10 protein-coding genes are annotated in these 13,025 nt (G+C 67.6%); 2 read left to right on the top strand and 8 right to left on the bottom strand.

What is annotated here, in order from left to right; genetic code table 11:
• The first annotated feature begins 37 nt into the window (after positions 1 to 37).
• Positions 38 to 1,849 (top strand): dynamin family protein, encoded by a 1,812-nt coding sequence (locus tag ACTMO_RS0117190; RefSeq protein WP_026449349.1) that lies wholly within the window; start codon positions 38 to 40, stop codon positions 1,847 to 1,849.
• Positions 1,846 to 3,336: a dynamin family protein gene (locus ACTMO_RS0117195; protein ID WP_019855924.1), complete on the top strand. Its 1,491-nt coding sequence runs from the start codon at positions 1,846 to 1,848 to the stop codon at positions 3,334 to 3,336. Before ACTMO_RS0117190 ends, ACTMO_RS0117195 begins: the two co-directional genes overlap by 4 nt.
• Before the next feature lie 185 nt (positions 3,337 to 3,521).
• Here the strand turns inward: ACTMO_RS0117195 and ACTMO_RS0117200 are convergent, their stop codons facing one another.
• From ACTMO_RS0117200 to ACTMO_RS0117235, 8 genes are all read right to left on the bottom strand, one after another.
• The gene (locus ACTMO_RS0117200; RefSeq protein WP_019855925.1) at positions 3,522 to 3,734 is read right to left on the bottom strand and encodes a hypothetical protein; all 213 of its coding nucleotides are present in this window, start codon (positions 3,732 to 3,734) and stop codon (positions 3,522 to 3,524) included.
• A gap of 165 nt (positions 3,735 to 3,899) precedes the next feature.
• The gene (locus ACTMO_RS0117205) at positions 3,900 to 5,105 is read right to left on the bottom strand and encodes a glycosyltransferase family 87 protein (RefSeq protein WP_169509078.1); all 1,206 of its coding nucleotides are present in this window, start codon (positions 5,103 to 5,105) and stop codon (positions 3,900 to 3,902) included.
• A 264-nt stretch (positions 5,106 to 5,369) separates the two neighbouring features.
• The gene (locus tag ACTMO_RS0117210; protein WP_019855927.1) at positions 5,370 to 6,815 is read right to left on the bottom strand and encodes a catalase; all 1,446 of its coding nucleotides are present in this window, start codon (positions 6,813 to 6,815) and stop codon (positions 5,370 to 5,372) included.
• 37 nt (positions 6,816 to 6,852) lie between these two features.
• Entirely contained in the window at positions 6,853 to 7,308 is a 456-nt protein-coding gene (locus ACTMO_RS0117215; RefSeq protein WP_051099115.1) for a Fur family transcriptional regulator, read from the bottom strand.
• A 115-nt stretch (positions 7,309 to 7,423) separates the two neighbouring features.
• Entirely contained in the window at positions 7,424 to 8,836 is a 1,413-nt protein-coding gene (locus ACTMO_RS0117220) for a GntP family permease (RefSeq protein ID WP_019855929.1), read from the bottom strand.
• A gap of 216 nt (positions 8,837 to 9,052) precedes the next feature.
• On the bottom strand, positions 9,053 to 10,546 hold the full coding sequence (locus tag ACTMO_RS0117225; protein WP_019855930.1) for a gluconokinase: 1,494 nt from the start codon (positions 10,544 to 10,546) through the stop codon (positions 9,053 to 9,055).
• A gap of 92 nt (positions 10,547 to 10,638) precedes the next feature.
• Entirely contained in the window at positions 10,639 to 11,739 is a 1,101-nt protein-coding gene (locus ACTMO_RS0117230) for an aspartate-semialdehyde dehydrogenase (protein WP_026449351.1), read from the bottom strand.
• 1 nt (position 11,740) lies between these two features.
• Positions 11,741 to 13,006: an aspartate kinase gene (locus ACTMO_RS0117235; protein ID WP_026449352.1), complete on the bottom strand. Its 1,266-nt coding sequence runs from the start codon at positions 13,004 to 13,006 to the stop codon at positions 11,741 to 11,743.
• Between the last annotated feature and the right edge of the window lie 19 nt (positions 13,007 to 13,025).

Here is a 13,025-nt window from a genome sequence, read left to right on the forward strand (position 1 = left end):
TTTTTCCTCCGATCGTGTAGCCGTGCACAATCCCACCGTGATCGAAACGGCACTCGTGGAACTCATCGACCGCGCGGAGGCCGAGTGCGTCGAGGCACAACGGACGGACCTGAGCAACCGGTTGCGCCAGATCCGCAGCAGAGTACTCGATCCGGCCCAGCTCGTCCTCGTCGTCGGCGAGCCCGAACAGGGCAAGAGCGAACTCGTCAACTCGCTCGTCAACGCGCCGGTCTGCGCCACGGGCGAGCACGTGAGCACCACGGTTCCCACTGTCGTACGACACTCCTCAGAGCCCTCGGCGCAGCTCGTCGGCCAGGAGACCCCGCAGAGCGCCGTGGGCGGGGACCGCTGGCCCGTGTCGATCGAGCGCCTGCACGAGGAGCTGGACAACGCGCTGCGGGACGGCTACTCCCTCAGCCGCGCCGAGGTGGGACTGCCCCGTGCGCTGCTGGAGAACGGACTGGCCCTCATGGACACCCCCGCCGTCGGCGGCGTGGTCAGCTCCCTGGGCACCGTCACCGAGGAGGCCGTGGCCGAGGCCGACGCCCTTCTCATGGTCTCCGACGCCACCCAGGAACTGACCACCAACGAGCTGAACTTCCTGCGCCGGGTCACCTCGATGTGCCCGAACGTCGCACTGGTCCAACCCAAGATCGACTTCGTCCCGGACTGGCGGCGCATCGTCGAGATCAACCGCAAGCACATGGCCAACGCGGGAGTGGCGGGCAAGATCTTCCCCGTCTCCTCCCGGATCCGGGCCCGGGCCATGCGGGAGAAGAGCCAGGAACTCAACACCGAGTCGGGCTTTCCCCCCCTGTTGGACTATCTCCGCAAGGAGATGGCCAGCGCGCACGAACAACTCACCCGCAGGCTGGTGGCCCACAACGTCACCGAGGCCATCGACCGGATCACCACCTCCCTGCGCGAGGAGCTGAACAACCAGAGCCCACGCACGGCCACCGAGACCCTGCTCGAACTGGAGGCGGCCCAACGCCGCGCCGAGGACCTGAAACGGCTCTCCGGGCGCTGGCAGAAGACGCTCTCCGACGCCGTCCAGGAGTTGTACTCCGACATCGAGTACGACTTCCGGGAACGCAGCTGGGCCGTGCTGCACCAGGCCAACGAGACGCTGGACGAGGTGGACCCCGGCACCACCTGGGAGGACTTCGAGGACTGGCTGCGGCGGAACCTCTCCCGGGCGATCGCGGAGACCTTCGAGTGGCTCGACCGGCGCCGGGAGCGGATCACCGAGCAGGTCTGCGACGAACTGCTGCGCGAGCACGTGCGCACCCTGCCCGCCAGCGACCCCATCCCCGTGCCCGACCCCCTGCCCCGGGTTCCCGACCCCAAACCCCCGAAGAACGCCGACTACCCGCGCAAGGACCAGTTCCTGACCGGACTGCGCGGCTCCTACGGCGGCGTGCTGATGTTCGGGCTGATGACGAGCATGGCGGGACTGCCGTTGATGAACGTGGTCTCCATCTCGGCGGGGCTGCTGTTGGGCAGCAAGAGCCTGAACGAGGAGAAGGACGCCCGGCTGAAACGCAGACAGGCCGAGGCCCGCACCTCCGTACAGCGCTATGTCGAACACGTGGTCTTCCAGGTCAACAAGGAGGCCAGGGACGCCATCCGCCACATGCACCAGACGCTGCACGACCACTGCAACCGCATCACCGAACAGGCCCAGATCAGCATCAGCCGGTCCATCCAGGACACCAAGCGCTCGGCCGAGCAGAGCGCCGTGGACCGGGACGCCCGCGCCAGGGAGATCAAGAAGAAACTCGAGGAACTCAACGCGCTGCGCAAGAAGGCCGCCACGTTGACCTCCAACCGCATCACAGCCGCATGAACGCACCGAGTGACGCCGAGCCACCGCCCACGGGCCTGCTGGGGCAGGCCAGGGCACTGCTGCTCCGTACGATGACCTTCTACCGCGACGACCCCCGCACCGCGGGCTGGTTGCGCACCCGCCTGGAGCGGCTCTCCGAACCGCTGCGCATGGCCGTGACCGGAAGGGTGAAGTCGGGCAAGTCCACCCTGGTCAACGCGCTGGTCGGCGCCGAGATCGCCCCCAGTGACACCGAGGAGCGCACCCAGGTCAACACCGTGTTCCGCTACGGGGACGAACCCCGGATCACGGTGCACACCCCGCACGGGACCCAGCAGCACGTCTGTCGGGGCAAGCTGGATCCGGCGACCATCCGCGACCTGCAACGTTGGAGACCGGACGAGGTCGCCCGGCTGGTGATCGAGACCCCCTCGCCCGGTCTCCAGGCGATCACGCTCATCGAGACGCCGGGAGTGGCCTCCACGGCGGTGCAGGAGACCGGCAGGTCGGCGCTGGCCCAGATCCTCTCCGAGGCCGACGCGGTGCTCTACCTGACGCGCCAGCCCCAGCAGACGGACGTGCAGTTCCTGCACTCGGTGCACGAGCTGCGCGTCGCGCGGCGGGCACCGATCAACACGGTGCTCGCGCTGTCCCGCGCCGACGAGGTGGCCGCCGGGGACGAGGACGCCCTGGAGACCGCCGAGCGGAGGGCGGCGCGTTACCGACAGGACCCCAAGATCCGTTCCTTCACCCAACACGTCATCCCCGTCGCGGGGCTGTGCGCGCAGGGGGCGAGCGCGCTGGACCGACAGCGCTTCGAGGCGCTGCGCGGGCTGGCCACGCTCGACGGAACACGGATCGAGGACCAGCTGCTGTCGGCCGAGAGGTTCACCAAGGCCACCGAACCCGAGGGCGTGGACTCCGGCACCAGACAGACCCTGCTGAACGAGCTCGGCCTGTTCGGGCTGCGTCGTGCGCTGGACCTGCTCGCCCGGGGAGTCGACGAACCCACCAGGCTGCGGGACGCGCTGCTGGAGGAGAGTCGCATCGGCGTGCTGCAGGAGGCGGTGCACCTGCAGTTCGTGGAACGGCAGGAGGCGTTGCGGGCCCGTTCGGTGCTGATGGCCGTGGACATGGTGTTGCGGGCCCATCCCCGTCCGGGCAGCAGGCAGCTGCGGGGGGAGTTGGACCGGCTGCTGGCCAACGCCCACGAGTGGGACGAGCTGCGGGTGCTGTCCGGGCTGTGGTCCGGGCAGCTGCGGCTGCCGCACCCGCTGCGTCAGGAGGCCGAACAGGTGCTGGGCGCGCGCGGCCCCCATCCCGGCGTGCGGTTGGGAGCACCGCCCCAGGCCCAGCCCCGCGAACTGGTCGAACGGGCCGGTGCTCTCGCTCGGCGCTGGCGCGCGTTGGCGGCCGACCCGCTCTTCGACCGTGCGCACCGGCAGGCCGTGCGTACCGTCCAGCGCAGTTGCGAACGGCTGCTGCTCACCCTGACCGGCGGCCAGTAACTCCTCCCTCACTCTCCCGCCCCGGCCTCCGGTCCGGAAGGCCCGGACGACGAGGGGGTCAGGCGGACTCCGTGTCGAGTACCGCGCGGTGGCGCAACCCTGCTCACACGCTGGCGTGCGACCAAGGTGCAGCGAAAACTGCACCTTCGTACATGTCGACAACCGTGTTCCGTCGCATAAGTTCTTCAGAAGAACACGATAAAACGTTCGTAGCGGACGTTCGAATCGAGGAGAGAACAATGAAGAAGGCTCTGGCAGTGCTCGGTGTCTCGGCCGCCGGTCTCATCGCTTTTCCCGGCGCAGCGATGGCCGCTGACAACGGAGACGGTACGGTGCAGTGCGTCGTCGGCGAGATCTGCCTGTCCGAACACAGCAATGGCGACGGCGGACTCGCTCACTTTTTCCGGCCAACTGTAATCTCTGTTACAGAGAGATATGGTACATTCGGCGGGCCCCTCGGATCGAACCGGAGACAACGCGTGCAGAAGGTCCACCACGCTGTGGACCCATCCCCTCCAGGAAACAACTCAGCGGCAAACACGACTGTCGCAACGTCTGCGGACTCACCTCACGGAGGAAAGTGAATCCCCTTGTCCTACGTCATCCCAGTCCTCCTGGCGAGAAAACGGGTGACACATGGCCGAAAAAGTCGCCAACGCGACCACCAGGAATCCGAGAACCACGAAAGAAGCCGCACGAAACTGGTCGACAGGAGAAAGGTTCAACATCAAATCCCGATCCAGCGGCAATCTTCCGAACGGTGACCAGAAGATAACGGAAACCGACAGAACAGAAAGGGACAGCCACAATTTGCTGTAATTTTTCAGACCATACACAACCATGAAAAGGACCGTGGGAGCGAGCCAAACCCAGTGATTGGACCAGGACGTCGGTGATATCAGAAGGGCGACCAATCCGATCGTCATCACGGACAACGTGTCAGAAGAGTTACGAACACAGTAGACGGTCACTCCCCCCAACACCACACAGGCGAGCAGCCACAACGAGATCTGTAACCCCGCAGGAAGATCAGTACGGTTCAGAACAGCCAGTACTGTCTGGTTACTCCGCAACGGAGAACCGAAGGCAGAGGCTGCTGGACCCTGCGTGAACCAGTACTTGACGGAGGCTTCGAAAGCTATCACGAAACCAGCCAGGGTCGCCAGCGCCCCTGTCGCTACCGCCGTTCCAGCCGCGCGGAAATTTTTCCGCATCAGGAAGAGCAGCACGAAAGCTCCGGGAATAATCTTCACCGCAGCGGCCAGTCCGATCAACATTCCCCGTGGCCAACGTGGATTACGCGTAAGGCAGTCCGCGACCACCATTCCCATCAATACGATGTTGATCTGCCCCTGCGCGAAACATCCGGACACCGGCCCAAGAAAAAGAGAAGCCCTGGCGAGAACCAACGACAACGCGAAACAAAACAGTCGGTCACCACTGCCCCAGACGCGCCGAAGAACGAGATGAAAAGTGACAACCAGGGCCGCCGTGTTCAGCAGATACAGCAAAGTTATGTCTACTTTGAGCGGTAACACGGCCAACGGAGCCAACGTCAACAGCGCAAACGGAGGATAAACCCAGGGAAGCGGGTCTTCGTTCGTGATCGGAGAGCTGGAGGGCATGACGTTCTCACCGTGCAGCCAGGCATCCACAGCTCTGCGATACACATCGTGGTCCGGCCAGAACTCCTGTACCGAAACACGCGTCCAGAGCTCCCAGCCGAGCGCTACTACGGACAGCGCGATCAATCCCAGTGAAACGGCCAACCAAGAATTACTCCGCCCCGTTCCCTTCGCCCTCCTTCCAGAGGACTGAGGCGGTCCCGGAGGGGCATGACCGGAAGGCATGTGATCACTTCTCATCAGCGGTCAATCTACCCCAACCTCCGGTATAGCGCTGGCGACTACCGAGAAACCGATGCGAGCCCGACCACGAAAAACCGGGTCCGACGGTGTGGGCACCGTCGGACCCGGTCGGTGGTGGGAACCACAGTCAGCCCGCGGCCACGCGGTGGCCGCACCGGGGAAGGCTCAGTTCTGAACCCTCTCGGCGATCTTGTCGCCGGTGTCCTTGTCCACGTTGCGCCAGTACTGCAGCGCACGCTCCAGGATGGGCTGGCTGACGCCCTTGGACAGGTGCCCGGCGACGTTGTTCACGAAGCGCTGCCGCTGCTCGTCGCTGAAGACCTCGCGGACCAGGGTTCCGGCCTGGCCGAAGTCGTCGTCCTCGGCGTGCAGCTGGTAGGCCGAGCGGACGACCTCCTCCTCGATGCCCTGGGCGGAGTGCTCGGTGCCCTGGGCGGTGTCGGCGTGCGGGCCGCCGTAGGAGTTCGGCGCGTACACCGGGTCCTGCCCGTAGCTGTAGCGCATCGGGCCGTCCTTGGCGTAGGAGTTCACCTGGGCGGTGGGCCGGTTGACCGGCAGGTCCATGTAGTTCGGACCGATGCGGTAGCGGTGGGCGTCCGGGTAGGAGAACAGCCTGCCCTGCAGCATCTTGTCCGGCGACGGGCCGATGCCGGGAACCATGTTGGACGGCTCGAAGGCGGCCTGCTCGATCTGGGCGAAGTAGTTCTCCGGATTGCGGTTGAGCACGAACCGGCCGACCTTGATCAGCGGGTAGTCGCCGTGCGGCCACACCTTGGTCAGGTCGAACGGGTTGAACCGGTAGTCCGGAGCCTCCTCGATCGGCATGACCTGCACGTACAGCGTCCAGCTCGGGTTGTTGCCGGACTTGATGCTCGTCCACAGGTCACGGATGTGGTGGTCGGCGTCCTCACCGGCCAGCCGGTCGGCCTCCTCCTGGGTGAGGAAGTCGTGGCCCTGGTCGGTCTTGAAGTGGTACTTCACCCAGAACTTCTCGCCCTTGGCGTTTTCCCACATGAAGGTGTGCGAACCGTAGAGGTTCATGTTCCGCCAGGTCTTCGGGATACCCCGGTCACCCATCAGCCAGGTCACCTGGTGGGCCGACTCGGGGCAGTGGGTCCAGAAGTCCCACTGCATGTCGTGGTCCCGCAGGTGGTTGTCCGCCCGGCGCTTCTGGGAGCGGATGAAGTCGGGGAACTTGATCGCGTCCCGGATGAAGAACACCGGAGTGTTGTTACCGACGAGGTCGTAGTTGCCCTCGGAGGTGTAGAACTTGATGGCCGTGCCGCGCGGGTCGCGCCAGGTGTCGGGGGAACCCAGCTCACCGGCGACCGAGGAGAAGCGGATCAGCGCCTCGGTCTTGGCGCCGGGCTGGAACAGCGCGGCCTTGGTGTACTGGCTGACGTCCTCGGTGGTCTCGAAGAAGCCGAAAGCGCCACCGCCCTTGGCGTGCACCACGCGTTCGGGCACCCGCTCGCGGTTGAACTGCGCGTTCTTCTCGATCAGGTAGTGATCCTGCAGCAGGATCGGGCCGTTGCTTCCCGCGGTCAGCGAGTGGTCGTCGCTGGCCACCGGGATGCCGGCGTTGGTCGTCGTGGGCCGTGGCGAACTCACGATCGTCCCTCCTCGTGGTGGTTGAGATGTCCGCCGGTCACTGTTCGGCGGACCTGCAGTCGGGGCAGTATCCCCAAAAAACGATCTCGGCTTCGTCCACGGAGTATCCTGCCGTGGTCGAAGGAGTCAGGCACGGTGCCGAACCGTGGACACAGTCCACGTCCTCGGTCCGTCCGCAGTCGCGACACACCAGGTGGTGGTGGTTGTCCGCCGTACGGGACTCGAACCGTGCCGGATGACCGGCGGGCTCGATCCTGCGTAACAACCCGGCCGCGGTGCACGCGTGCAGCACGTCGTAGACGGCTTGGGTGGACACCGAGCCGATGTCCCTCCGTACGGCACCAGCCACCTGCTCGGCGGTCGAGTGCGGATTGCTCGACAGCCAGTCGAGCACGGCCACGCGGGGGGCGGTGGCCCGGAGCCCCACCGCGCGCAGCCGTTCCCGCGTGCCGTCTTCCGCGACCTGACCGCCGGATGTCGTCCTGGATGCCATAACACGGACAGTATGCCACGCGCAGATTGGAATAAGTCAAGAAAATACGCCGGTCTTCCCCGACACGTGTGACGAGGAATCCCCCGACAGAGCTCCCGACGGAACGCCGCCGGACTCACAGCACGAGGTAGATCCCCCACGAGATGAGGAAACCGACCACGCCGATCAACGTCTCCATCACCGTCCAGGTCCGCAGGGTGGTGGGCACGTCCATGCCCAGCAGCCGACCGATCAACCAGAATCCCGAGTCGTTGACGTGCGAGAGCACCGTCGATCCCGAGGCGATCGCGATGACGATCAGGCAGAGGTCGACCGCCGACAGCCCGGAGGCCGCCGAGACCGCGGGAGCGATGAAACCGGCGGCCGTGGTCAGTGCCACGGTCGCCGAACCCTGCGCCACGCGCATCACGACGGCGATCAGGAAGGCCGCCACGATGATCGGGATCCCCGCGCCGTTGAGCGCGGCGGCCAGCGCCTTGCCGACCCCGGCCTCGGCGAGCACCGCCCCGAACATGCCACCGGCGCCGGTGATCAGGATGACCGCGGCGATGGTGCTCAGGCTGGAGGTGAGCTCCCGCTCGATCTGCTCACCCGTCATCCCGCGCCGCAGCCCCAGGGCCACCGAGGAGACCAGCACGGCCACGGCCAGGGCGATCGGGCTCTGTCCGACGAGTATGGCCACCTGCACCGCCCGCGCCTCGGAGTCGACCACACCCTCCTCGGCCAAGGCGCTCAGTCCGGTGTTCATGAAGATCAGCAGCAACGGCAGCAACAGCAGCCCGAGCACCGAACCCGTGCCCGGCACACTCCCCTCCGGAGCGGCCCCCTCTCCGGTGGCGGTGGAGTTGCCGGGAACCTCCAGGAAGTTGCGCGCACCGCTCCACAGGCCGAATCCGTAGGCCGCCACGAACCAGGTCGGGATCCCCACCACCAGGCCGACCAGCAACAGCAACCCCGTGTTCGCCCCGATGAGCCCGGCCGCGGACACCGGCCCCGGGTGTGGGGGGACGAAGGCGTGCATGACGGCGAAGGACCCGGCCACGGGCAGCGCGTAGCGCAGGACCGAACCGCCGAGCCTGCGGGCCACCGTGAACACGATCGGCAGGAAGATGATCACTCCCGCGTCCAGGAAGATCGGGAAGCCGAACAACAGCCCCGCCACCCCGAGGGCGAGCGGCGCGCGGCGTTCCCCGAAGCGACGCACCAACGAGTCGGCCAGCACGGAGGCGCCGCCGGAGATCTCCAGCATCCTGCCCAACATGGCACCGAAACCGACGATCAACGCGACTTCGGCCAGCGTCCCACCGAGTCCCTCGTTGAGGGTGTCCATCACCCGGTCGAGCGGGATGCCCAACACCAGGGCCGTCGCCAGGCTGACCGCCAGCAGCGCGATCATCGGCTGGAGCTTGACGAAGACCACCAGCACCAGCAGCACCGCGACGGACCCCGCGGCCACCGCCAGGGTGCCCGTCGCCCCCCATGCGGAGTCGTTGGCGGCCTGCTCGGCCGCGGCGAGCGCTCCTTGCACGAATCTGCCCCTTTGTCACCACCGGGCATCACCCGAACGGATGCCGAACGGGGCAGATCCTCACAAGGCGTGCCTGCACCTCGCCAGGGCTCTGGATCGCTTCAGTCATACTTTTTTTCGATGCCGTTCACGCCGTTGACACGGCGCTCCACCGGTTGGTAACGATCCGTGGTCACGGTCCCGGGACGAACCCAGGAGCACCGCGCACGAGCGGGCTCACTCGGCACCGGGAACCAGGTCCCGCACCGCCTCGTGCAACCGCTCGATCCCACCGCGCTGCTCCCGCAAGAACCGGACCGCTTCCGGATCGGCCGGCACCGTGCGGCTCGGGTGCACCAGGTCGACCGTCTCCTCCAGGGAGTCCAGCTCCCCCAGGGCCCGCCAACCGAGGAACACCGCTCCCAGGGCCGACCCACCGCTGTTCTCCGCCAGTTCCAGTTCCCTCCCGAGAGCGGCGGCGATGACCTCGGCCCACACCCGGCTGCGGAAACCACCACCCGTGGCCCGCACCGCGCGCACCTCGGCCCCGGTGTCGACCACCGCGTCCCGCACCAGAGCGAGCTGCTGGGCCACCCCCTCCACCAGCGCCCGGGTTATCTCGGCCCGACCGTGCACCCGACGCAACCCGACCAGCGAGCCGGTCAACCCGGGCTCCCACCAGGGAGCGCGTTCCCCCATCAGGTAGGGCAACGCGACCAGCCCCCGAGCCCCCGTGGGCACCCGCAGCGCCTCGTCCATCAGCTCCCCCAGCTCCACGCCGAAGGTCTCGGCCGCCCACTGCCCGACGACGGCGCCGTTGCTCACCGCCCCGCCGGAGACCCACAGTCCGTCGGCCAGGTAGTAGCAGAAGGTGCGGCAACGCTCGTCCACCCCGGGCTGCTCCCGCATCACACGCAAGGCCCCACTGGTACCGAGGGAGAGTCCGGCCACCCCGGTGCTCACCGCGCCGACCCCGAGGTTGCCCAACGGGCCGTCCCCGGCACCGAGCACCACCGGCAGTCCCGTCGGCAGCCCCGTCCTCCGGGCGGCCTCCGGCGTCAACGGCAGCGTGTCGGTGGGCGCCTTGATCGGGGGCAGCCGGTCCCGGCTCACCCCGGCGACCGCCAGGGCCTCCTCATCCCAGTCCAAGGTGGACATGCGTTGCAGACCGCTGCCCGAAGCCAACGACTGGTCCGTGACGAACTCGCCGGTCAACGCCGTGAACACCACGTCCTTCAGCGCGCACCACCGGGCCACCCCGGAGGCGAGCTCGCGGCGCTGCTCGCCCAGCCAGGCGAGCTTGACCATCACCGACTGCGGATGCACCGGCGTTCCGGTCGCCCGGTGCAACGCCGCCGCGCCCTGGCGGTCCCCGCGCAGTTTCCGCGCCACCTCGGCACAGCGACTGTCGGAGAGGTGGAAGGCGGGCGTGACCGGGACACCCCGCTCGTCCAGTCCGACCAGCGAATGCATGGCGGTGCTGAACGACAACGCCCGCACGGAAGAACCGGACCGCCGCACCCGGTCCACGCACTCGGCCAGCGCGGCCAGCGCGGCCTCACGTACCGCCTCGGCGTCCTGGACGGCCTCCCCCGGCTCCGTGGTACGCATCCCGTTCTCGCGTTCGACCAGGTGCAGCACCGTCCCGTGCCGGTCGGCGGCCACCACCTTGGTGGCCGTCGATCCGATGTCGAGCCCGAGCAGGACCTCCTGGGTTGCGGATACGCTCATGTCCCCAACCTATCCAGCCCACGGGAACTCCTCCCGGTGGACGAGACGCACGCCACCCCTTCGGCGGAGGGCCGGACAGTGCGCGGAGGGGACTACTCACCCACGGAGGAGTGGCTGACCAGGGTCTCGGCGATCTCGTAGGTGTTCAGCGCGGCGCCCTTGCGCAGGTTGTCCCCGCAGACGAAGAAGTCCAGCGTGTTGGGGAAGTCCATCGCCTGTCGGACTCGCCCCACATAGGTGGGTTCGGCACCGACCACGGCGGCCGGGGTCGGGAAGTCCGGCCCCTCCGGGGCGTCCGGATCGTCCCGCAGCACGATCGACGGGGCCTGCTCGAAGGACCGACGCGCCTGCTCCACGCTGACCTCACGCCCGAACGTCGCGTGCACCGCCAGCGCGTGGGTGGTCACCACGGGAACCCGCACGCAGGTGGCCGAGACCCTCAGCTCCGGCAGCTCCAGGATCTTGCGCGACTCGTTGCGCACCTTCAGCTCCTCGGAGGTCCAGCCGTCCTCCTTGCGGGAGCCGCACCACGGCACCGCGTTCAACGCCAGCGGGGCCCGGAACGGGGACTGCTCGGGCAGCCCGGCGGCGGCCAGCGCCTCGGCCACGTCCCCGGCCCGGTCCCCGACCTGCTTGCCCGCGACCGCCTCGATCTCGGCACGCAGCCTGTCCACGCCCTCCTGACCGGACCCCGAGGCGGCCTGGTAGGAGGAGACCACCAGCTCGCGCAGTCCGAACTCCTCGTGGAGCCGACCGAGCGCGGCCATCATGGACAACGTGGTGCAGTTGGGATTGGCGATGATCCCCTTCGGGCGCCGGGTGACCCGGCTGCCGTTGACCTCGGGCACCACCAGCGGAACCTGTGGGTCCATCCGGAACGCCCCGGAGTTGTCCACCACCGTGGCGCCCCGTTCGACCGCCACCGGGGCCCACTCGGCGGAGAGCTCGTCCGGCACGTCGAACATGGCGATGTCGACGCCGTCGAAGGCCTCCGGCGACAGCGCCCGAACCGTGTGCTCGACCCCGCGCACCGTGATCGTGCGGCCCGCCGAACGCGGGGAGGCGATGAGCCTGATCTCCCCCCACGGCACGGACTCCCGCGCGTTCATGATCTCGATCATGACCGATCCCACCGCGCCGGTGGCTCCGACGACGGCGACGGTGGGCCGACCGTCCGACTGTCCCGCACCCATCTCAGCGACCACTCCCCGCGTAGACCACGGCCTCTTCCTCCCCGCCGAGTTCGAACGCGGAATGCAGCGCCGCGACCGCGTCCTCCAGCTGGGCCTCCCGCACCAGAACCGAGATCCGGATCTCGGAGGTGTTGATGATCTCGATGTTCACCCCGGCCTCGGACAGGGCCTCGCAGAACACGGCGGTCACCCCCGGATGCGACCGCATCCCCGCGCCCACCAGGGACACCTTGCCCACGTCGTCGTCGTAGACGACCTCCTCGAATCCGACCTCGCCCCGGACCTTCTCCAGCTCGGCCACCGCCTTGGCGCCGTTGCTCTTGGCCACGGTGAACGTCAGGTCGGTGCGTCCGGAGGCGACACCGGAGACGTTCTGCAACACCATGTCGATGTCGATCTCGGCGTCGGCGACGGCACGGAAGATCCTGCCGGCCACCCCTCTGCTGTCCGGAACGCCGCGCACGGTGACCTTGGCTTCCGACCGGTCGTGCGCCACGCCGGTGATCATGGCCTGTTCCACGGAAAGGTCCTCCACTGAGCCGGACACGATCGTGCCGGGATTGGATGAGTACGAAGAACGGACGTGCAGGGGCACCGCGTACCGGCGCGCGTACTCCACGGCGCGCAGGTGCAGCACCTTGGCCCCGGTGGCGGCCAGTTCGAGCATCTCCTCGTAGGTGATGCGGTCGAGGTGCCGGGCGTCGGTGGCGATGCGCGGGTCCGCCGTGTACACCCCGTCGACGTCGGTGTAGATCTCGCAGACGTCCGCGTTCATCGCGGCGGCCACCGCCACGGCCGTGGTGTCCGAACCGCCGCGCCCGAGGGTCGTGACGTCCTTGCTGTCCTGGCTGACCCCCTGGAACCCGGCGACCATCACCACGCGCCCCTCGTCCAGGGCCTCGCGGACCCTGCCCGGAGTCACGTCCATGATCCGCGCGTTCTGGTGTGCCGAGGTGGTGATCACCCCTGCCTGGGAACCGGAGAACGACCTGGCCTGCTCGCCGAGGGACTCGATCGCCATCGCCACGAGCGCGTTGGATATCCGCTCGCCCGCCGTCAGCAGCATGTCGAGTTCGCGCTCGGGCGGGTCCGGATTGACCTGCCTGGCCATGTCCAGCAGCTCGTCGGTGGTGTCGCCCATGGCCGAGCACACCACCACGACGTCGTTGCCCGCCTTCCGGGTCTCGACGATGCGCTCGGCGACCCGTTTGATTCGATCGGCACTCTCGAGCGAGGAACCACCGTATTTCTGGACGACGAGCGCCACCTGGAACAAACCTCCTCGC

Source organism: Actinopolyspora mortivallis DSM 44261 (assembly GCF_000384035.1).
Lineage (GTDB): Bacteria > Actinomycetota > Actinomycetes > Mycobacteriales > Pseudonocardiaceae > Actinopolyspora > Actinopolyspora mortivallis.